Raw genomic sequence first — 23,581 nt, forward strand, 5'->3', positions numbered from 1 at the left:
CCCTTTCTAAAAAATGTATAGCGATATGCACCGCTTGCTGTTCTTAATAATTGTTAGGGCTTAATATCCTATCTTATTAAATAAATACCGGCATAGGGTCATTCTTTAGCTTATTTTCGAGGATTTTTGTGCCTTCTCCTTCAAATACATACAGGCGGTGTATTAAGACTGAAACTTCTTCTCCCACTTGCAGCGGTTCCTTTTCCAAGGAGCGATAACCGGTTAATTTACAGCCTTTTACATCCACTATAATTTCCCAGGATGAACCATGAAAACCAATCTGACTTACCACTCCTTTATCTGTGGCAGATGGGTTGGAGAATTCGCCTATTCTCCCGATTTCAATGAATTCCGGACGGATAACAGATTTTATTCCCTCTTTTGTAGCTTGAAATCCCTTTAATACACCTGCATTTTCAATAATACTAGATTCTCCGATAAAGTGGGCTACAAAGGGCGTTACAGGATATTTATAAATTTCTACCGGTGTTCCTTTCTGCTCTATACTTCCCTGATTGGTTACAATAATTTCATCCGCTACATCAATGGCTTCCTCCTGGTCATGGGTAACAAATATACTGGTTACACCAAGCTTATGAATCATTTCCTTTAACCAGGTTCTTAATTCCTTTCTAACTTTGGCATCAATGGCGGCAAAGGGTTCATCGAGTAATAATACAGAGGGGTTAGGTGCTATAGCTCTTGCGAAGGCCACCCTTTGTTTTTGACCCCCTGACAACTGGTGAGGATATCTCTTTTCAAGTCCTGTTAATCCTATCAAGCTGATAAGCTCCTCTACTCTCTTTTGTATAACGTCCTTCTTTACCTTCTTTACCTGCAATCCAAAGCCAATATTTTCTGCTACCGTCATATGACGAAACAGTGCATAATTTTGAAATACAAACCCGATTTCACGCTCCCCTGGTGCCGTATCATTAACACATTTTCCTTGGATGAATATATCTCCGGAATCTGGGACTTCGAGTCCTGCTAACATACGCAATATAGTGGTTTTGCCGCTCCCACTGGGTCCTAAGAGCGCAACCAGATTCCCCTTTTCTATGGAAAAACTAACATTCTTCGAAGCCCTGAAACTGCCAAAGGACTTATTTAGATTTTTAACCTCTATATACATTTTGCCTCCATATTGCCAACTGACGGCATCCAACTATTTCGTAAAAGTCTCATATTCCTTCATTGCATCACCTGTTTTTCTTGGCTCTCCATTCCACCAGATTTCTAAGAATAAGAAGGATGACTGCCAATATAACTAATACAGAAGATACTGCAAAGGCAGCCATAAATTGATATTCGCTGTAGAGAATTTCAATATGCAGTGGCAGGGTATTGGTCTTCCCCCTGATATGTCCGGATACCACGGATACTGCTCCAAACTCTCCCATGGCTCTGGCGGTGCACAGAATAATTCCATATAACAAGCCCCATTTAATATTAGGCAATGTTATTCTTAAAAAAATGGTAAACCCTTTTGCTCCCATGCTGGCAGCAGCCACTTCTTCATCATTTCCCTGCGCCTCCATAAGCGGTATAATCTCTCTGGCTACAAAAGGAAAGGTTACAAATATTGTGGCCAAAAATATACCCGGTAGTGCAAATACGATTTTCATATCCACTCTTTGTAAAAATCCATAGAACAATCCGTTTCTGCCGTAGGTTAATACAAATATCAATCCGGCTATAACCGGTGAAATGGAAAATGGAAGATCAATGAAAGTGGTTAGTAACTGCCTTCCCTTAAACTTAAATTTGGTAATGCACCAAGCAGCTATCAGTCCGAATATAGTATTAGAAATTACTGCTGTAAAGGTTGCCATTAGAGTCAGCTTTAATGCTTTCACTGTGTATTCTTCTGTAACCGCACTAATATATGTACTTAACCCTTTCTTTAACGCTTCTGTAATTATCAATATAAGAGGAAGTACCAGCATAAAAAATAAAAATAAAATCGCTACAGCAATTAATATGCGTTTAACTGTGACTGCTTCTTGGTAGTTTCCTTTGACTGCCTTTTTCTTCTTTCTTGTTTGCAATGCGCTTCTGTCCGTTTTTTTATACTCCAAGCGTTCACCTCCTTATGCTTTTAAAAATCTATTCGTTTTAATGCGTATCAGGTTCATAAATAAAAGCATCAGAAAGGATACCAAAAGCATAACAATTGCAATTGCTGTAGCTCCTTCATAGTCAAACTGTTCCAGCTTTGACATAATTAGCAAGGGAGCTATTTCTGTCTTCATAGGTTTATTGCCGGATATAAATACTACCGAACCATATTCACCGATTCCTCTTGCAAAAGCTAAAGAAAATCCAGTTAAGACTGGGCTTAGCAACTCCGGCAAAATGACTTTTCTAAATTTCTGAAAACCGCTTGCTCCAAGCATCAAGGAAGCTTCTTCCACCCCTTTATCCAGTTCCTCAAGTACAGGCTGTACGCTTCTAGTTACAAAAGGAATCCCAATGAATACCAACGCTATCGTAATACCCAAAAGGGTATAGGAACCTTTTATACCGACCTTTAGCAGTATACTGCCAAGCCAGCCATTTTCTGAAAACAAGGTGGTAAGGGCAATACCAGCCACTGAGGTCGGAAGGGCAAAAGGCAGGTCTATCATTCCGTCTATAAGACGTTTAAAAGGAAATTCGTATCGTACTATAACCCAAGCAATAATTACTCCGAATATGACGTTAATCAGTGCGGCTGTAAATGCACAGAAAAAGCTGACTCCATAGGCATGTAAAACCCGTCTGTCAAATGCCGCAGCCAAGAACTCCTTAACTCCCATACCTGCGGTTTTAAAAAATATTGTAGACAAGGGTATTAAAATAATAATTGATAAATAGGCTATAGTAATACCTAAGGTTATTTTAAACCCCGGAATAACACTTGTTTTTCGAGTCATTTTAGTCTCCATTCTTCCAAACTTCTGAGAATTTGCATTTTTACTGTGTTAAGCCTTCGTATAACTGATCAAAAATACCTCCATCCGAAAAATGAAGCTTTTGTGCTTCCCGCCAGGTTCCGAATTTATCTGCTAAAGTAAATAATTTGACTTCTTTAAAATGATCGCTGTATTTGTCCTCTACACTTTTAAGTCTTGGACGGTAGAAATGCTTGGCAGCGATATCCTGCCCCTCTACCGAATATAGATACTCTATGTAAGCCTTTGCTACCTCTTCTGTCCCATGGTCTTTTGCATTCTCAGATACCACCGCTACGGAAGGCTCTGCAAGTATACTGACGGAGGGAACAACGATTTCAAATTTATCCGGCCCCAGTTCCTCTACTGCCAGATACGCTTCATTCTCCCAGGCAATCAACACATCACCGATACTATTCTCTACAAAGGTAGTGGTAGCACCTCTTGCACCAGAGTCCAGCACTTCCACATTTTCATAGAGTTTCTGGACAAAATCTTTTGTCTTTTCTTCATCGTTACCAAAGCTTTCCAAAGCATATCCCCATGCTGCAAGATAGTTCCATCTTGCCCCTCCTGAGGTCTTGGGATTCGGAGTTATAACAGATATATCTTCTTTAATTAAATCCCCCCAGTCCTTAATCGCCTTAGGATTACCCTTACGAACCAAAAATACGATTGTGGAAGTATACGGAGCACTATTGTCATCATTTTTTACTTCCCAATCCTGCTCTAACAATCCCGAATCAGCAATTTCATCAATATCATAAGCTAATGCAAGGGTTACTACATCTGCCTCCAGCCCCTCAATTACCGCTCTTGCCTGCTTTCCAGAGCCACCATGGCTTTGCTCAACTTTTACTGAAATTCCCGTTTTTTCTTCGTAATAACTGGCAAATGCTTCATTATATTCCGCATAAAATTCTCTGGTCGGATCATATGACACATTCAGAAGCGTTACGATATTAGCAGAACTGCTATTCTTACTGCCATTTTGACAGGCCGTAGTACCTGCCGTTGCAACGATAAGTATTAATACTCCCAATAGAGATTTCATCCTCCCCATAATATAACCTCCTATTCCTATCAAATTACTATGTTTTAACATTATACTTGAGAACTTTTATCAATGCAAGGTAAAAAAAGTAAAACGTTTGCGTAACTTATGTTTATGTGATAGTATTCATGACACTTTCCCTTATAATTAGCTTATTGGGAAGGTAGATTTTAAGCGGAAGTTTATGACGTTTATTAATTCTTTCGACTAATGTATTCACAGCAACGTTTCCCATTTCAAAGATAGGCATTTCTACGGTTGTCAACATTGGTAATACATATCCGGCAAGCTCTATGTTATCAAGGCTGATGACGGAAAGCCTCTCAGGAATTTTTATACCGGCTTCTGTGAACCGGCGAATTGCAGCAATTGCACAGACATCTGTAGCGCAAAACACGGCTGTTGGCAAACAGCCTGCTGCTTTTAATAACCAATCTGCCCCTTGATATCCGCCTGCGCCGTTTTGAGGACACTCACTAATCAGCTTGGTATCAACTTCCATATTATTATTATGTAAGGTATCCAAGTAAGCTTTAAATCTGATTTCATTGTTACATTCCCCTATGTAAGCAATTCTTTTATGACCACACTCAATCAGGTACCAAAGGGCTGTACAGGTAGCTTCATATCCATCACAGATTACTTGGTCCCATGAGGTATTTATAACATTTCGTCCAACATATACTATGTTTTTATAATATTTTTCCAAGAATTTAATAGAGGTACTACTAAATCGTCCCAGCACAATGGCTCCATCTGTTTTTATGGATTCAATCCGAGATACTAAATCATAATTCTCAATATCTAATATAGAATAAACAAGGGATACAGAATACCCCAAATTAAGCGACTGTTGTTCTACCGCTCGTGCAACCTGGGCAAAAAACGGGTTGTCATCCAGATTCTTAGTTCTTCCTAGTATACATGCTATTGTCCTAGTATACATTGAGCCGGTATCGGTTTTACCCCTCTTTAGTTCCCTCGCAGATTGATTAGGTACATACCCAGTTTCTTTTATAATTCCCCAAACCCTGTCCCTTACCGCTTTACTGGCAAAGCTGTCATCCATGGAATTAATAATACGGGATACGGTAGAAATCGATACATCGGCACGCTTGGCAATTTCTTTCAGTGTCATAATAGCTCCCCTCTGTGTGTCATATTGCTATTTTCACTAACGCTATCCGCGCTTGCACACCTACAAATCAGGAAATTGATAAAAATCTTTTCGTTTGATTTTTATTTTTCAAGTTTCTATATATGTCATATATGTTTACCATGTTTTTAGATTATACCTTATATACTCTTATCATGCAAGGAGAAATAGGTATAACGTTTGCGTATTATTGCACTATAAAAAATATGGCCAGCAGTGAACTTTTAGAATGAATTCTTTACAGGTATATATTAAAAAAAAGCCTCTGTCATTTCATTCAAGAGGCTTTCTCTAAACAAACACGCTTATCCCTATAAACCTTACACCTGCACATAAAACAATTAACTAGAGTAATGCTCTAACAAGGCATATAATTCATTCAAATCCCTGACAAAAATACCCTCTTCCAGTTCCTTTTGCTCCTCCAGAGACAATCGTTCCATAGATACTCCAGTATAATCAAATACTGTTTTCTGATCACCATAGTAAGCCACAATATTACCATCCTGTGCCTTTAAATAGTATTTATATTCAACCATATCTTCATTATAAGTTTTACGAAGCACAATATTATCTTTGGAAAATATCATAAGTTCAAAAGATATAAGGCCCTTTTCAAACTCGTTTAATGGTAAATCCTGGGTATAGTCAAACAGATACTGTATCACTTCTTCACGGCTTAAACCAATCAGATAACTGGGAGTTGGTAGAATCTCTTCCTTCATAACTCCAGATTTTAAATCATAGGTCTGAAGGGTATATTTTGTAGAAGGTAAAATCGTAACCTCAGAAAGTCCGTCAACCTCCACACTGGGATTATCCATACTGTCTCCCGCTGCTTCCTGATAACTTTGATTGTTATTGTTATCTATGTCTTTAGAAGCAGTATCAATATCTAATAATCCATTATTCTCAAGAGCTAATATAAGTTCTTGATTACGTTCTACTGCACTTTCATTAAAATCTCTAAGAGCATTTTTATAGCTTAAATAATAACAAGCTGAAAACATGACTGACAATGAAAAAAAACTAATGAAATACATTAACGCCTTTTTGACTTTCATCAAAATCACTCCTTTGGCTTTAAGTATTCACTAGTTTTTCCCAGCTTATACATTTATAGTAAATGTAGTTTTACAGCAATTCTTGCTAATGTCCGCCCAAAAGGCATTTCTGTCAGTTCTGCTTCGGTGACTCCTTTAAAAAGTAATAAAAGACTACCGTAAACAATGACCGCTATCACAACTGCAATCAGTGTACAGATAGAGTTAATATGAATTAGGCTATACAGTCCCTGATATACTAAAAATGCAACAACACCCATTATAACAGAACAGCCTGCCGGTATTAGAAACGTCTTAATTACCTCCTGCTTATAATTAAGATGTCTTCCGATAGCTATCCAATTCAAAATACATACTACCAGAGAAAAGGTTACATTACCAATAACCAGCCCATAGGTACTTAAATTGAAATATTTAAGTAAAATATAGAGTAAGATGATATGTACTCCCAAGGATATGGCAGAGTGTATAACCGGTGTATTCATCCGGTTAATCCCTTGCAAGACTGCATTAGTAATAGTAGACAAAGAAAAGAATATAATCGCAATAGAGCCTAACCGCACCAAATTCGCAGGAAGCTCTCTTCCATCTCTGAATAACAGCTGTAATATGGGGGATGCCAAAACTCCCATACCAACTGCGGCAGGAATGGCAATCAGCATATTGAATTTAATAGCTTGATGAACCTTTTCTTTCACTTCTGCATTGGAGCCGTTTTCCTTAGAAGAAACGAGACTTGGTATAATTGCTACTGCCATAGCTGATGCTATGGATACCGGTACAGTAATTAATAAATTATATTTATTGGAATAGATGCCCCACAAAGCATTTCTTGCCTCTTCATTAAGTCCCTTCCCTGCCATAACATGTCCGAAGATAGAGCCGTCTAATACCCCGCTGATCTGGTATACGGTCTGACTTAAAATGACCGGTATGACCGTAATAATCAGAGCCTTTAAAACCTCCTGATAGGTTTCTCTCCGGTTGTGAGTATCCTTTCTAAGCTGTTTATCTATAATCGGTTTATACAGAGCAAAGATAAATGCTAAGAATATTAATGCAAGGCAGGCACCGGCAAATGTACCAAGGGTTCCTCCTGCCGCGCCATAAGCTGCAATGCTGTCTGAAGCACTATGTGCCTTCATAAGATAGTAGGCTGCAATAATACTCACAATCGCATTAACAACCTGTTCTAAAACCTGGGATACTGAGGTTGGCAGCATCGTGTTTTTTCCCTGAAAATACCCTCTTAAAACTCCCATAATCGCAAAGATAAATATAGTTGGTGCCAGTATTTTTAATGGTATCGCACTTCTTGGAGAGTTATATATGGTAGCTGCTAAAAAGTCAGCTCCGAAATATACAGCTAAGGCTGCTATGGTACCAACGATAATTGCAAAACACATAGAGCATAAAAACACCCGGTAGGAATTCTTATGTTGTTTATTAACGGCTCTTGCAGCAACTAGTTTTGATACAGCTAAAGGTAAACTATAGGAGGATAAAATCAAGGCTATATTGTAAATTGCAAATGCATTGGAATAATAGCCAATACCTTCATCTCCTATAATATTGGTTAAGGGTATACGATACAGTAATCCGATTAACCGAACTATAATCGAAGCCAAGGCCAAAATACTCCCTTGCATTAAAAAATTATTACTTTTTTTACCTGTTCCCATAAAATCCTCCTGGTTAAAAAACTAATTCCATTTGTAAAGTTATTGACTGTTTCCGGCTAAGACAACATCTGATGTCCGGTCATTGGGGAATAGGGCAATATAGGTCTTACCTGCGTTCATAGTCAGCTCATTTCCCTGAGCGTCGTAATAACGCATTTTACCGGTACTTTCATTCTTTTTCCATGTAATGTCTATCTTTAAACCATTTGTAATATAATAACCGTTACCGCTGGCATTTTCAAGTTCCATGGTCTGATAACCATTTTTATCTATATTCCATTCTTTTACAAATTGAACGATGATATTTTTAAAAACCAATTGCTCTCCGGTATTATAATCAACATGTTCCTTATCATACTGAAAGCGGTTATATTGCTTTTTCTCTCTATCATACGTAAAATACGGACTTGCATAATTAGAAAACATTAACGTAACTTTCTCCGCTAATTCTTTGCTTTGTAAATCTGTATCTTTTTCATAAAATTTGAAATGAGACTCGTAGTTTTCACTGTACTCCATTGAATACCCTTTGGTCTGTGTACCCTTTAAAATACCCTCTTTGGTAGCAAAAGCATTGTGTGGGGCCTTTATGGATTTATCCCTGAAAAAAACTGTATCGGATATTCCGGTTAGACCACTTAAATTATCGATACCCAATTCTTTAATCTTTTTCGTTGCATAGCTTGTCTCACCAAAATGTACATAAATAGCTTCATATTCATCTGCAATACTGACATAATAATGTCTTGCACTCCTGACAGATCCAATACGTTTTTCATTCAAGTCCTCATAGATTCCCATAAGTCTTGTGATTCCGCCTTCCACCAAGGCTTCATATAGTATTCCAGCTTCCTTAGTTCCTGATTGAGGAGAAGCCAACTTAATATTATTTAACATAATTGCATACGGCCTTTTATTACCGTTTTCTTTCGGTATCCAAAGCCCGGTTATTTTACTTCTAACCTCATTCTCATGATTTTCAACTTCTTCCGTAGGAACAGGAGAAATTGTCGGTGTACTGGTTACAGTAGGGGTTACAGAAGCCTCATCCTCATTTTCTTTGTTCTTTTTGCATCCAGCCATAGTCAGCATGGTCATAACTAATATACTCGTTATTAATGCAATATAATGAATACGTTTTTTCATCTCTTTTTAACACCCATTGCAACACATCTGTTCAGATGTGTTACTGCCACAAATAATAAATTCTAATAAATCAATACGTGGCATACCTTTCTTTCATACTATGTCTTTTTCTATTTATTCTCTTCCTATGTTTAAAGCTTCTAACACCTGTCTCTGTTTTTCCTCCATAACAAGGCGTTCTTCGTCTTCCATATGGTCATACCCCATTAAATGCAGCATGCTGTGGGCTGTCAGAAATGCCAGTTCACGCTTTTGCGAATGCCCGAATTCCCTTGCCTGTTCCATCACCTTTTCAACGGATATAATGATATCTCCCAAAAGAAGCTCTCCTGTGTCCGGATGAAAGTAATAATCCGCTTCATCCTCCAAGGCTGAAAAATCGGCCGGTTTCTCATAGTCTATCATAGGAAATGATAACACATCTGTTGGTGCATCGATATTTCTATGTTCTTTATTGATTTCCTGTATCTCCGTGTTATCCGTCAAAATCACATTTACTTCCGCCTCATATGGACAGTTTTCGAAATCTAAGGATTTTTCAACAACCTGCGTTATAATTTCCTTGTAATCCAGGTTTAACTCTATTTTTGATTCGTACTCTACATTAAGTGTCATTCTAACTCCATCTCTGTGCTTTCTACATTTGCAGAAAGAATTCTTTTAGCCTATTGTATTGTTTTAAGGTAAGTCCTGATTCATCCAGACTCCCTTTTGTAAGTCGCATCTGAAACACATTTTCCACTATCTTTTGGGTAGAAACTCCTAAATTATCATTGCCTGTTCCCTTTAAACCATTGCTGTCTTTTTCCAGGTATTCCAACATGGAAACAATACTAATCGTTAACATCACAATTGCCGCTTCGGGAGTCTTAGGTTTCTCATGTTTTAAATTATGCTGTCTTATCATATCCGCAATACTATCTGGCAGTTGATATTCCCTTGCAAGCCTCAGACCTTCTTCGATGTACTCTTTATTATCCAACTTACCAATTTGGTGATATATACCTCCGGCTTTCGCTGCCATCTCATCAGCTCCTGCAGCTTTCGCTGCTTTTCCTGCAATTTCCCCAATAAAAAGTGAATGCTTGTACAAGGCAGCAGAAGTATTCTTTAGTCTTTTAAGCAGTGGGAATTCAGGATTCATAATCTCAGCCAGACGCAATGCTTCCTCTGTTACACTTTCTTTCTGTTCTTCGAAAAGTAAGACTGTCCTCTTTTGATACAAATAAAAGACAAGCCGGCCAAATGCAAAAATCACAAGAGATGACACTAGGGAATACAGAGTGTTAACCTTTAGGGTATCCTCAAGCAGAAAATTATGATTTATGAGCAGCAAGATTAGCTGAATGGACAATATAATTACCACCCCATAGCCCAGGGAGGATACATTTTTAATTGTTTCAGAAAACAAACATATAACTGTTCCCAATACCAAAAGATATAAAATTCCCTCAACTTTAATATTATCGGTATACCCTGCTAAAAACACCGCAAGGATGTTGGTCATAATACCCAGCGGAATATCGAATAAACCGGCTGCAATTAATCCGCCTGCCAGAAAGAGAGGCACATCCACCCTTCCATAAAATATAAAGATAAGAACCAGAGTACCTATGAATATCCCTGTCATTGTTTTACAAAAATAAGGTCGTCCTTTTATTTTATTATCCTGGGATTGGACATAATAGTTCATTACTACAAGCTGTACAATCGCCAGGATAATTATCTTTACTATTTGAAATACGTCCATGTTTATCTTATCTTTTCCTCTTAAAGGCCTTATCAGAACCTCTTTGATAACTTTGTACTTTGGAACCAGTCAGCTGTTTTCTTTGCAGCTTCCTTCCTCCCCTTCCGTCTACCTCTGCCTTGCTCACTTTACTTTCATAAGCATCATAAGCCATAACAATTTTTTGTACAAGAGGATGTCTTACTACATCCTGCCCGGTCAGAAAGGCAAAACCGATGTCTTCTATCTTACTTAAAACCTTAATTGCAACATCAAGACCCGATTGTGTCCCTGTAGGGAGATCCTTCTGAGAAAGGTCACCGGTTATTACGACTTTGGAACCAAAGCCAATTCTGGTTAAAAACATCTTCATCTGGGCAGGTGTGGTATTTTGTGCTTCATCTAAAATAATAAAAGCATTCTCAAGGGTTCTACCACGCATATATGCTAAAGGTGCTACTTCTATCAGACCTTTTTCTGTGTTTTTTAAATACCCTTCCGCGCCCATAATCTGATACAGGGCATCATACAGAGGCCGTAAATAAGGATCAACCTTGCTCTGTAAATCACCTGGCAAAAAACCCAGTTTTTCACCCGCTTCAATAGCGGGTCTTGTTAAAATGATTTTACTTACTTCATCATTTTTAAAGGCTGTTACTGCCATTGCCATTGCCAGATATGTCTTACCGGTACCTGCCGGTCCGATACCAAAGGAAATCATTCTCTTTCGAATCAAATCCACATAGGATTTCTGACCCAACGTCTTTGGCTTTATGGGTTTGCCGGATATGGTATGGCAGATTAAATCCTGGTCTATTTCTACAATTGCAGCTTCTTTATTATCAAAACAAAGAGATAATGCATAACTTACATTCTGCTCGGTAATGGTATTCCCTCTTCTGGACAATTCAAGCAGCTGCACAAATACACTTTTTGCTTTTACAACATTATCATTTTCACCTATTAATTTGATTTCACCGTCCCTTACAATAACGGTCACATTTAATGTTTTTTCTATCATTTTTACATGCGCATCAAACTGGCCGAAAACATTTTTTTCATGTTCTGCAGGTACATCAATTATCGTTTCCATCAGACTCATCAGTATCAATATTCCTCCACTCGCTGTCGTTAATAGCCTTATAATCCTTCACTGATTCCAGTACTACTATATTACCGGAAACAACACAGTAATTATTCTTAATAGCTATTTTAACATTATTTTCGATAATTAAAACATCATTTTCAATTAATTTATCTAAAAACCGTTTTAATTTTGCTTCTGCAATGGACTTTGCTTCCAATTCCGTGTATTTTTTCTTTACTTCTTCATATTCCACATATCGGTTTACAGTATAAGACACCGGTAGGTAAAAATTGTCATTCAAATGAAGCATAGACTCATTGACAATTATATCATACTTTGTATAAGGAATTCTAGGCTTATAAAGATTAAATTTTTTTAAAAAGACAGATAGATTATAACCTGTTTTTTCTGCACCAGTATATTGTTTTTCAACATAATTTAAAGAAAAAGAGTCTTTATAATTATAAAAGGTTTTTCCTATAATATCTGCATCAGCAATGACTACTTTTTTATCCACTACCTCAGCGTTGTCTCCTACAATATCCACAATTCCTGACACCAGAATATCTCCTTTTTTTACTACTGAGCCTTCTTTTACCAACGGTGTACCGGTTCGAGTTATAATCTCACTAATAATACAGTCCTTTGCTGCTATAATATGACAATTTTCCGTGGCAGTGACAGCAGGAGCAGGCATATTCGTTTCCGTAATCTTTATAATTAGCCTTGTACCCTTTATTTCGGCAGAAACCCATCCGATATCCTTAAAGGTTCCCCGGATAAGCTCCTCAATATCCTGACAATCAACTTGTTTTTTCTGCAAGCCTGCATATATCTGGTTATTTTTTAAAAATTTAACCATTGCCTCGGGTGTATAGGAGTGTCCGCCCAAGATATTGATATCCCAGATAAAGAGAGATAATATGTATATTACCATACAAAAAAGGAGTACTCCCAGAAAATACCCTTTTCGCTTTCTGTTTCTTCTAAGCCAAAAAGGAAAGCCGCATTTCTTTTTTATAAAAGGAATTGTCCCCGTCTTCCTGGCTACTGGTTTTAACTTATGATAATCCTTAAGCATTATGTGAAATTCATAATCCCCATCTGCATGCTTTAAATCCCATAAATAAATCATCCGATTGCTGCATAAATTAATAAAACGTTCCGGAGACTGTCCCTTCATCCTTACCAGCAGGAAGCCGCGAAACCAGCAATAAAGTTTTATCAGCATTCAATAACCTCCCGTCCAAAACAATATTCTTCTAGCAATTTTTACTTAGAATACCTGTCATAAATCTCTTTCCTATATTTCTTTCCTATATTATTTGACATAATGAATGGCATGTATAAAACCGGTGATTTTCATCTCATCACCTGCAAAATAAGAAATATTAAGATTTTTGCCTTCAATTCGAATGTTGCCAATCTTGGTAAGTATCTTTATTAGGGTATCATTATATTCCAGTATCCCCTTATAGTTTTCAACACACACCTCATCTCTGCCGATTGCAGTTATAATGGGGGCTCCTGCCAGCATATCCGAAGGAAGTTTTAGCTGACTAGAAAGCTTTTCAAGATAGGTCGCTCTTTCTGTTTCCTCCTCTTTTTTAGCTTTATCCATATGTTTATATAAATCCTTATTGGATTGTTCTTTGAATTTCTTATGATGGGATTTGATTTTTTGATTCATCCATACCACTCCATACTATTTAGTACTATTATAGAATATATGGCTTGGATTCATGTCCTATGCATGAACAAATAGAGTAGAGAAATAATTGCTAAGTATTATCGCCCTCTCATTGAACCGTACGTACGGGTCTCGTATACGGCTCTACAACTTATATTCCAACTTATCTTAGATAGTAATTTAAAGGATTGAGCAAACCAGCTCCGTCCTTTATTTTATTTTCAAGCAAATCTGGACTTATGATAAAGTTCACAACATTCATTCCGCTTTGTCTGTACCAACCGAGCCTTGAATTTGCTACATGTAAATTGATTCATGGTCGTATCCATTCTTATTCTTCTGGAAGGCTCAAGAACTTTGCTATGCGCTTCCTTCATCTATGCCATTACTGACACCAACTTGCGCTCCGCTACACTTGGCGGTAAATACCCGTGGTCAGACTTTCACTGACTAGATTAGTGCCATGCTTGGCACACCTAAAAAGTGAGAAACCGCTATCGCCCGGCTTCTCACTTTTCAAACATTTTGTTAAACCAATAGTTATATATATCGAAGGCTTACCTGCGATACTACCTTGTTAAAATTTAGATAGGTACTTCTTTTTCATGTTATCTTCTCTTTTATTCTGATACCACTATAGATAAGTAATAGATATAGCATAATTATCTTAACCGGTATCTGAACATACTTTATAAAAGTGTCATACAGTAATACGTCCTTGTGGTTTGGTATTACATACCGGATTTGCAGCAGTTCCCCTCTGAATTCCATCCATTTGGTTTTCCAAAATTCGAAATCCGACCATTTTGTGGGTATATATCTTTCTGAAAAATAAAAGGGATTACCGGTTAGCTGATAAAGCAGACCGGCTCCTGAAAACAATAACAGTAACGTAATTATTAAGTATACAAAAAATATAGTTTTTTTCACTCTTGGCTTTTCTGCAATCACCTGTTTTAGTAACCACCAAGAAATTAGCAAATAAAATATCCACACAGGTAATGCGGCTATGGTGTAAATCAATCTCCCATAAAAATACCCATCTATAATCACATAATTTTTCTCAAAACCATACTTGCTTAAGAAAATTTTTGTTTTATCTATGCTGTTTTCCATATCTTCATATTTTAACTCAAGACATGAATACTCTTCTGTAGACAGATCTTGCTGAAGCATAATGACCGGGATTGGCATTTTTACAACACCTCTTATATAGTACTCTTTATTGTTAAAAGAGACGGTGTTTTGTACTACTGACTTAGTTCCAAATAGCGCATATGCTGTTTCTATATCTATCAAGCACCCTCTACTATCACCCGGATACACAAAGCTCCCCGAAATCAGCCCCATAGAGGCTACATCTGACATATCTCCCTTAACAAGCAAGGCAGTAACGGTTTTAGAGCGGTTCAGATATTTATTTTTTATTATCGTCTCCTTAACGGACTTCCAGGCAGTAAGCTCTGTATTTACACTAGAACCTGTACTTTTTTCACGTTCTAGTGCATTAGTTATACTCTGCGCTGTCATACCACCGGATGTAAAGCGGACGCCAATAGATGTATACTGTTTTCTTAGGTTTGCTCCCTCAATAAAATGGAATACGATAAACCAGCTCGAAATAATTAATAGGGTAAAAAATACTATTACATTTTTATTCCATTTCATAGACTCTTACCCTGTCTCCTTCTGAAATGTATTTACTGCTCCCAACAATTAATAAATCCTGCTCCTGGAGAGGAGCCTCTATGGCAGCGGTCTTAAAATCTTTTTGAATAACAGAAATACTAAGTCGGAACGCAACCTGTTCTTTACCAAGAATACTATTCTTTTCTTTTACAAGCAGTACATAGGTTCCTTTACTATCCTGCCTTACAGCTTCAAGTGGTATACAATACCTATAGTCTTTTGAATCTTTTTTCATCTGATACGATAGACTCATACCTGCTTTAAATTTTCCTTCCGGTAAGAGTGCTGAAAATTTAACCATTCCATCTTCTCCCGGTAAACCTATGGTTTCAATCGCTACCGTCAAATCATTATCCTTGTCAGCACCTTTTACAGTAAGTTTGTCACCACTTTTAAAGTATTTGATGTCTTCCTTGCCGGCATTCATAAGAAGTTCATATTCTCCGGTTGCTATAACTACTTTCTCTCCTCCTGTTAAAATAACTCCCTGGTTTACTTCTATCTTTGATATGGTGCCTTTAACCGGAGAAGTCACTTTACCCTTTTTATCAATGAGATTTTTAAGCTTTTTAAGTTCCTCTTGCTTTTCTACAATATCAAGATTTACCGAGCTGCCTTCAATTGTTCTGGATTGTTCCTCGGTATACTCATTTTCTTTGCTTGTCTCAATACCCTCCTTAAGCTGGTCTAATTGGAATCTAGCCGCTTCAAGAGTCCTGTATGCAGTTTCAATCGCTTTTGTCTCTTCTTTTAAGTCAGTTTCAAAATTATACTTACCTGCCTCTATTTCTTGTAGTTCTACTGCAAGGCGGTTTTTTTTACGCTTAATCTTTTCACTTTTTTTATTCCATTCCACTACAGTATTCTCAATATCTTCTTTTGCTCTCACAAGCTTAATTGAAGCTGTTTCCAACTGTTTTTTATCATATGTCAGTTTATCGTATATAAGTTGATATAACACCTCATAGGAGCTCTTTACATTCTGGCTGTAGGTCGCTACATCCAGTCTGTAATCAGCAAACGCTTTGTTTATTGCTTCATCCTTTTCTTTATATGCATTTAAGCTTTTTTCTAAATCTGATATCTCTCGATTTGCCGTTTTAAATTCACTTTCCCTTTGCTGTACCTGTTCCTTATAAGCCTTTAAAGTCTCTTCTTCTGTTGAAAACTGATCCCAGTAATTGATCTTTTCATCCCACTTTTTCTTACTATCTTCCAGATCTTCTTTCGCCCTTACCAACTTCTTTTCAGTCTCATAAACATTGGTTTTATGCTCTTCATATTTATCTTTATAATATATATCTAATAATTCTTCTCTATATTTTATTTCTGACTCTTCTTCTTTTTTTAGAACTGCCGTTTTATACGCCTTGAGATACTCTTCCATAATAAGCTTGGGCTCTTCCTGACTGGCTAATTCACGTTCCGCATCCGTTACAGCCCTTTCAGCCGTTATGAGTGCTTCCTTCCTTCCACTCTTTGCTGCTTCTTCCTCTTCCAGCAAAGTAGTATATTCCTCTTCCTTTTTTTGTTTTACACTTTGTTTCTTAGCCAACAAGGCCTCTTCTGCTGCTTTTACATCGTCTTCGGCATTCGCAACCTCTTGCAGCGCCTTTTCCTCTTCCAAGGCTTTACTGCCATTTTTGGTTGCTAATTGAAGCTTTTCGTATTGAAGCTGTAGTTTTTTTATTTCCTTTTCTTTTTGTATTTTCAAGGCCTTCAAATAATCCATATCATAAGAGAATAACCATTCACCCTTTTCTACATCCTGACCTTCCTCTGCCTGTACCTTAGCGATTTTATATCCATTATTTAGAGCAATGTACTTATTTGCATTTTCTTTTACTGTACCTGTACCAGATATTTCAAAACTTAAATTCCCCTTCTTTACTGTGTCAACAGTAACCTTCGCCACCATAACAGAATCTGCTGCTCTGGAAATGATGGTTAAGAGCAGCATGGTAACGAAAAAACCAAGCAACAACTTTCTTATCTTCTTTTCCATAATTTTCAAGCCTTCCTATCCCTTTATTCCTGATGCAGCGATTCCCTGTTCTAAATATTTTTGACCCCCTAAAAATAACAAAAGTGCTGGTGCTAGCATTACTGCGGAGGCTACAAATGCAACGCTGGTTCGATCCGTTGTTATACCTTGCAGATAAAGGGATAATGGCCATAAATCCTTTCTCTTTGCCAAAAAAGTCAAAGGCTGTTCTATACTATTCCAGTATTCAATAAATCCTAATATAACCACAGAAAATATTCCAGGTGCCCCCATTGGGACGCCTAATGACAAGAAAATATAACCTTCGCTTGCCCCATCCAATCTTGCAGCTTCTAACAAAGATTCAGGTATTACTCTAAAAAATTTCGTTAAAATAAAAACAGGAAATGCTGAAAAAATATTCGGAAGTATAATTGATAAATGTGTATCTATTATATCAAGCTTTAAGAGCACCAAATAACTGGATACCATAGTAACTTGAAAAGGTAACACCATCAGGGTTATGTAAAGTAAAAATAATGCTTTCTTCCCTTTAAACCTATACCTGGCAAAGGCCCATGCAGCAGGAACTGCAATACATATCTGTCCAATAAGTATGGGTGCTACCTGATAACAGGTATTCCAAAACATAGCAAAGAATTTTGGTGAATCTATTAACAGTTCTATATACGCTCGAAGTGTAGGGTATTTGGGAAGCAATGACCAGCCAGCCATACCTTCTCTCTGTTCCAAAACCGGCCCTACAAACTCATATATTTCATCCTTTCCCATAAAGGAACCGGTTACCATCATCCACAGAGGAGCCCATACAAAGAATGCCAAGCCAAATAGCAACAGGGTTTTTAATCCCCTTTTTATATTCATTATTAGCTCCCATCTGCGACCTCTAGCCGCGTACAAATCAATGGGTAATATATCATATATTCAACCTTTCTGACACGATGCCGCCTAAACTGCTTCATACTTCCCTGTCTATTTTCCGAAACAGTAAAATCAAAACCAAGCAAAAGACGACGCATATTACTGCTCCCGCACACATTTTCTGCATATCTAAGTTAGTAAACCAGTTATTAAATAAATGCTGCAACAAATAGATACTTTTGTGAGGATAGTCTCCCGATATTAGATACGCCTCCCGAAATACCTTAAATGAATTCACAAAAGATAAAATACACAGCATTGATATTGTCGGTATGAGCTGGGGTAATGTAATGTAGCGGAATTTAGAAAAGGTTCCTGCTCCGTCCACTCCCGCAGCCTCATAAAGAGATATATCTATCCCATTTAAACCAGTTAGCCATAAAATCATATTATAACCAGCATTCTTCCATATATAGCTAATAATCAGTATTACAAAAGCACTTCTTGTATTCATAAAATCTATCTTCGGTTTCCCAAGAGTCAAAAACAAGATATTCAATAATCCGCTTTTGTGAAAAAGCAGTTTCCAGAGTAATACAACAGACGCTACGGGGATTGCCATAGGCAGTAAAAAGGAAGTCTTAAAAAATTCAGCATATTTTTTCTGGCTATATAATAGAAAAGCCATTATAAGTGAAACCAGAAGTAACAGAGGCAGACAAGTGGCTAAGAATCTTATAGTGTTGCCCATGGCCAGTCGAAAAGCTTCGTTTTTTAAGACCAGTTTGAAATTATCAAGCCCTAAAAAGTTCTTGCCCATGGAATCAAACATAGCGCGCCTGATTACATCTGCAAAGGGCAGCAGTACAAATAGGAATATACCTGTTATACTTGGTAATAAAAATAACCAGGCTGCCCTTTCCTCTTTTCTTCTCATACCGGAACTTTTTTTTCTTATCTTATTAAGTTTTTTTGTATAGTTCATATTTTTATATTTCATATATTTATTCCGACAGGTACATATCCACCTTTGACTTCACAGCCGCAGCCGTCTGCGTCGAATCCGCCTTATCAAGAAGGAAGGATACCGCTTCATTAACTATCATTTCATTTAATGTCTGATTCATTTCTACCGGTGAAGTAACCTTTTTTGCTATATTAATAATCTTAGCTCTTTTTTCTTTATCCGGCCAGCCTCCCTGAATTTCATTTCCATCGGCACCTGAGATAACAACATATATATTATTGTTTTCCTCTTCCTCCCACTGTGCCAGAGAGTCACTGTTGACAGGAAAACCATCATATACATTCGTATTCTGAACTTCTTTTGATAATAAAAAGCTGACAAAATCCTTCACGGTATCTACTTCTTTACTGGCATTGTTTATCCCCACAACCCCATTTGGAATAAATATATCCTTAACGGAATCAATAATAAAATCTTGACCTTCCAGTGCAGCAAACAATAACATAGACCCGCTTATATTCTTGATTTGCCGCAAGCCAATATGATAGCTCCCCTTCGTTAATCCCGGGAAGTCGGTGTCCATAAAGAGGTTACCATTGCCCATATATTTATTTTTAAAATCCTGATCCATATATCTATCATCATTCTCAATGTATTCAGTAGCCTTTATGTTTTTTGCTAAAAGCTTCATGTTATCTAAAAAACGTACCAGTCTTTCTTCTGAAAGCTTATTGTCTGCATACAAATCCTTTGAATAGATTGCTAGATAATTACTTATCATGGTCTTATAGCTCATTGGTGTAGTAAAGGGCTTTTCCTTTTCGCTCTGCATATATTTCACAACATGATCCGTGTCACTTAAGGATTCAATTGCTTCCTTGCTTCCAACCGCAACAGGAAAGGAAAAACGGAGTGGCATATGATAGAATTCACCTTCTTTTTCATAACTTTTTGCTATATTAGGCAGAAGTTCTCCTGCCTGTAATAACGGCTTCATAATGGATTCCATATCCATAAGAATTCCTTTTTCTATATAAGAATTAACCGGCAATCCGTCTAATATTAATACATCTGCCCCGCTCCCCGCCAAAAGCTCCGTATTTAATGCACGGATATAGTCGGAAATATTTCCTTCCTCGTCTCCCATGGCAACTATATATTCAACCCTTACATCCGGATTCTTTCCCTGATACATGGATATAGCCTGCCGCACAGTGCTATTCTCCCATAAAGAATATACCGTAATTTTTTTATCTGGTACGGCAGATACCGTTTCATCATAGATATAACTACATAAACTAAATTCACTGCTGTTATAATCTATATAGACTCCGTAATAGCTTTCATCCTTAACAAATAGGCTATAAAATGAAACGGTTGGTTTGCTCATAGAATTAAGTCTGCCATCTACCATTGTTTCCCATAGAGTTCCGCCTTCCGGCAAACGGTGAATTCCATTCGCATCACCTAACCAAAGGGAACCATCCTCACTAATGATATACGCTGCCCCGGATGATTTGACCGGATACTCTATTGTTTTATCGACCTTTTTAGTAACCGTATCATAAAACATAATACCTGTGAGTTCTTTCGTTGGAGTAATTACACAGTTTCCGTCAACAATGAATTTCTGATATTCTGAAAATGGAATTTTGTCTACCGGTTCACCGCCCTGGGTATATACTAATAAAGTGTCGCTATTCCACATATCATAAAGAACAAGATTCTCATTTTCTAATACTGCAATTTCCTGAATATATGAATAAAACCGATTTTTATCATCCTCATAAATCACCTCATTGAGGTATGGTATATCAATCTTTTTAGCGGTTATACCACCATCATCTGACCTTATAATCTGATTTCTACTTTCGTCCTCCTGATACCTCATAAGACAGGCATAGATATTGCCGTCTTCCCCATAGCAAAGTGTAACAACACCCAGGGATTCCTTCGTATTTATATAAGAGTTTAACCATTCCGAGTTATATTTTTCCCAGGTCATGTCTTCCTTTTGCATATAGTACGCATATTTATTTTCATTATCTGCCGTATGAACTTCTATTTCTTTATTCGGGTTTTCAAGAATCTTTACAATACGTTCACCCTCAGCAAATTCAGGAAAGGTTATACTTTTTTCCATATACCTTCCCATACTTCCATTTTTCTTGTCCTCTGTCTGTTTGGTACTGGTGTTCACATCACCTTGTCCTTTGTCACTTTTACTGCAACCAAGTACACTTGCTGTAATAATGATAAGAATTAGTAGATATGCTGTTATTTTCTTCATAATTAGCTCCCATCTGCGATTTTTGGTCTCATTCAAAATCAAGGGTTGAATAAGAATGTTATACGGCACCCTTTAAAATGTATATTTCCTCTCAACCTTGCCACTATGTAGTTTTTTGTTACTAAAGACCTTGGCCTTTCATAATTAACTTGTTTTGATTTCTTACTAAGAATAACAGACAAATCTCTAAAAATTCTCTAAGGATTAAAGATTTATAAAAAATCTACTTTTACTGGCAGGTATTACTTACAGGAAAACTTATACAAAAGGTTGCTCCGCCACCTGTAGTGTCATTTAAAAAGATGTTTCCTCCCTGTAGTTCGACCAGCTCCTTTGCAATACTAAGTCCCAGTCCAAAGTGTTTCTTATCATTTCTCGATTTATCTTCCCGGTAAAAACGCTCAAATACTTTTTTCTTATTTTCTGAAGTTACACCAACTCCGTGGTCTTCTACTTCAAACCACACATTGTTTTTCTTCCTGTAACCTCTTATGACAATATGGGCTCCTGACCCTGAATGAGAAACTGCATTATCAATTAAAATAGCCAATACCTGTTTTAGCCGTTCTCTGTCTCCTTCTATATTTGGCAGAAGCTCCTCTTCCACCTGAAGACACAATTCTTTTCCATGCTCTTTACAAAATGGATAAAATAGATCATACGTTTCAATTAATAAAGTATCTGTGTCAATGTTATCCTTCTTATATAACCAGGTATTAGAATCGGCAGATGCTAATAATAGCAAATCCTCCACCAGATTTGATAACCTCTTACACTCTTTTTCAATTCCCTTTATGTAATGTTCCGCTCTTTCCGGCTCTACCCTTAAGACAGCTGCATTGGCGCAAATCACTGCAAGAGGAGATTTCAATTCATGGGAAGCTGCCGCAATGAACTCTGTCTGACTCCTTCTGCTCTCCTCTACCGGTTTTAAAGATTTTCCTACAACCCATCGGCTGACAAAATACAACCCAAGAATACCAGTACTGCCTAATAAAATTATAAGAAGACTTGACGTTACTCTTCTTGCCAAGCTCTCAGATACGTATTTAAGCAATATAACACTTCGAAACCCTTTCTCAGTCTGTACCACGAAGACTGCTCCTACATATCTGTCATTATAATTTCCTTTTAATTCATATGTTTTACTTTGTTTCTCCTTAACAGATACCAACCTCATTGCAGTATCTATAGTATCCCTTTGTGCCAGCTCTTTTACTTTCTCTACAAGCACTTTTCGTTCAGTGGGTGCCCGCCATGCACCTTTATATAAAAACTCCTCACCATTTTCTTCAATATGAATGATTAATTGGTTGTTGGTTTCTAACTCTGCCATCCATAGATTACTGATAACCGTATCCAGCTGCACGTTTTTAGAAACAGAATTAAAGTCATTTAAGAAACTTTCTTTCTTATTCTTATAAAGTTGCCGTTCACTAATTACCATAACAAAGATCAAAACAGCCACCAGAATTAATCCGCTGGTAAACGTATATAAGAAAATAAGTTTTCTTCTAATAAGATTAAACATTTCTGCTCTCCAGTCTGTAACCAATACCATGTATTGTTTTAATTACAACCTCTGCGTCCAATGCTTTTAACCTCCTGCGAAGAAAGAATATGTAATTATCTATATTGCCGTCTTCTACAAAACAATCCGGTCCCCACACTCTGCCCAGTATCTGTTCTCTAGTTAAAATCACCTCTTTATGCAGAAGAAAAAATTCAAGCAATGCTCCTTCTCTTTTTGAAAGAGATATTTTTTTCTCTCCATTTGATACTATATATGTACTTACATCCAGACATATATTCTGAAACTTTAAAGAATCCAGGTTCTCAATTATCCTTGGCCGTCTTAAAAGAGCCCTGATTCTCGCCTGTAATTCTTCCACAGCAAAGGGTTTCACCAAATAATCATCAGCCCCCCCGTCTAATCCGTCAATACGGTCATTTATTCCATTCATAGCCGTTACCATTATAATCGGCGTTGTATAACCTTTTTTACGGATTTGTTCCATAATCGTAAGTCCATCCATACCCGGAAGCATTCGGTCCAAAATAATAAGGTCATGAGTGAATTTACAAATATAATATAGGGCCTCATCCCCATTATTGCAGATATCAACTTCATATGCTTCCTTTTTTAAGTGTACTATAATTGCCTCACATAATTCTTTATCATCTTCAATCAACAATATCCTCATGGCTTGTCCTTTCCTTCTATT

General features: G+C 37.2%; 20 protein-coding genes. All 20 read right to left on the reverse strand.

What is annotated here, in order from left to right:
* Positions 1–76: 76 nt before the first annotated feature.
* Entirely contained in the window at positions 77–1,135 is a 1,059-nt protein-coding gene (locus acsn021_RS14790) for a sulfate/molybdate ABC transporter ATP-binding protein (RefSeq protein ID WP_184094231.1), read from the reverse strand.
* Positions 1,136–1,202: 67 nt separating this feature from the next.
* Positions 1,203–2,081, reverse strand: a complete 879-nt coding sequence (cysW, locus tag acsn021_RS14795) for a sulfate ABC transporter permease subunit CysW (RefSeq protein ID WP_330601802.1) — start codon at positions 2,079–2,081, stop codon at positions 1,203–1,205.
* Between the two features lie 12 nt (positions 2,082–2,093).
* Positions 2,094–2,918, reverse strand: a complete 825-nt coding sequence (gene cysT / locus acsn021_RS14800) for a sulfate ABC transporter permease subunit CysT (RefSeq protein WP_184094233.1) — start codon at positions 2,916–2,918, stop codon at positions 2,094–2,096.
* A gap of 40 nt (positions 2,919–2,958) precedes the next feature.
* Positions 2,959–3,999, reverse strand: coding sequence for a sulfate ABC transporter substrate-binding protein (locus acsn021_RS14805; protein WP_184094235.1), 1,041 nt, complete (start codon positions 3,997–3,999; stop codon positions 2,959–2,961).
* Positions 4,000–4,102: 103 nt separating this feature from the next.
* On the reverse strand, positions 4,103–5,128 hold the full coding sequence (locus tag acsn021_RS14810; RefSeq protein WP_184094237.1) for a LacI family DNA-binding transcriptional regulator: 1,026 nt from the start codon (positions 5,126–5,128) through the stop codon (positions 4,103–4,105).
* Positions 5,129–5,487: 359 nt separating this feature from the next.
* Entirely contained in the window at positions 5,488–6,210 is a 723-nt protein-coding gene (locus acsn021_RS14815) for a BofC C-terminal domain-containing protein (RefSeq protein ID WP_184094239.1), read from the reverse strand.
* 53 nt (positions 6,211–6,263) lie between these two features.
* On the reverse strand, positions 6,264–7,892 hold the full coding sequence (locus acsn021_RS14820) for a putative polysaccharide biosynthesis protein (protein WP_184094241.1): 1,629 nt from the start codon (positions 7,890–7,892) through the stop codon (positions 6,264–6,266).
* A gap of 39 nt (positions 7,893–7,931) precedes the next feature.
* Entirely contained in the window at positions 7,932–9,038 is a 1,107-nt protein-coding gene (locus tag acsn021_RS14825; RefSeq protein ID WP_184094243.1) for a DUF3048 domain-containing protein, read from the reverse strand.
* 114 nt (positions 9,039–9,152) lie between these two features.
* Positions 9,153–9,653: an rRNA maturation RNase YbeY gene (ybeY, locus tag acsn021_RS14830; protein WP_184094246.1), complete on the reverse strand. Its 501-nt coding sequence runs from the start codon at positions 9,651–9,653 to the stop codon at positions 9,153–9,155.
* 22 nt (positions 9,654–9,675) lie between these two features.
* Positions 9,676–10,788, reverse strand: a complete 1,113-nt coding sequence (locus acsn021_RS14835; RefSeq protein WP_184094248.1) for an HDIG domain-containing metalloprotein — start codon at positions 10,786–10,788, stop codon at positions 9,676–9,678.
* Positions 10,789–10,795: 7 nt separating this feature from the next.
* A complete protein-coding gene (locus acsn021_RS14840) occupies positions 10,796–11,869 on the reverse strand; it encodes a PhoH family protein (protein WP_184094280.1) in 1,074 nt (357 codons plus the stop codon).
* A complete protein-coding gene (gene yqfD, locus acsn021_RS14845; protein ID WP_184094250.1) occupies positions 11,844–13,085 on the reverse strand; it encodes a sporulation protein YqfD in 1,242 nt (413 codons plus the stop codon). Before yqfD ends, acsn021_RS14840 begins: the two co-directional genes overlap by 26 nt.
* A 90-nt stretch (positions 13,086–13,175) precedes the next feature.
* On the reverse strand, positions 13,176–13,544 hold the full coding sequence (yqfC, locus tag acsn021_RS14850; RefSeq protein ID WP_243167935.1) for a sporulation protein YqfC: 369 nt from the start codon (positions 13,542–13,544) through the stop codon (positions 13,176–13,178).
* Between the two features lie 603 nt (positions 13,545–14,147).
* Positions 14,148–15,212, reverse strand: a complete 1,065-nt coding sequence (locus acsn021_RS14855; RefSeq protein WP_184094252.1) for a hypothetical protein — start codon at positions 15,210–15,212, stop codon at positions 14,148–14,150.
* Positions 15,199–17,238 carry a hypothetical protein gene (locus acsn021_RS14860; RefSeq protein ID WP_184094254.1) on the reverse strand — a complete coding sequence of 680 codons (2,040 nt, stop codon included), beginning with the start codon at positions 17,236–17,238 and terminating at the stop codon, positions 15,199–15,201. The genes acsn021_RS14855 and acsn021_RS14860 overlap by 14 nt, the downstream gene beginning before the upstream one ends.
* Positions 17,239–17,253: 15 nt before the next feature.
* A complete protein-coding gene (locus acsn021_RS14865; RefSeq protein ID WP_184094284.1) occupies positions 17,254–18,096 on the reverse strand; it encodes a carbohydrate ABC transporter permease in 843 nt (280 codons plus the stop codon).
* A gap of 100 nt (positions 18,097–18,196) precedes the next feature.
* Positions 18,197–19,099 (reverse strand): carbohydrate ABC transporter permease, encoded by a 903-nt coding sequence (locus acsn021_RS14870; RefSeq protein WP_243167936.1) that lies wholly within the window; start codon positions 19,097–19,099, stop codon positions 18,197–18,199.
* Between the two features lie 4 nt (positions 19,100–19,103).
* Entirely contained in the window at positions 19,104–21,356 is a 2,253-nt protein-coding gene (locus acsn021_RS14875) for an ABC transporter substrate-binding protein (protein ID WP_184094256.1), read from the reverse strand.
* Positions 21,357–21,585: 229 nt separating this feature from the next.
* Positions 21,586–22,887, reverse strand: a complete 1,302-nt coding sequence (locus tag acsn021_RS14880) for a sensor histidine kinase (RefSeq protein ID WP_184094258.1) — start codon at positions 22,885–22,887, stop codon at positions 21,586–21,588.
* The gene (locus tag acsn021_RS14885; RefSeq protein ID WP_184094260.1) at positions 22,880–23,560 is read right to left on the reverse strand and encodes a response regulator transcription factor; all 681 of its coding nucleotides are present in this window, start codon (positions 23,558–23,560) and stop codon (positions 22,880–22,882) included. The genes acsn021_RS14880 and acsn021_RS14885 overlap by 8 nt, the downstream gene beginning before the upstream one ends.
* Between the last annotated feature and the right edge of the window lie 21 nt (positions 23,561–23,581).

Source organism: Anaerocolumna cellulosilytica (assembly GCF_014218335.1).
In the GTDB taxonomy this organism is placed as follows: Bacteria; Bacillota; Clostridia; order Lachnospirales; family Lachnospiraceae; genus Anaerocolumna; species Anaerocolumna cellulosilytica.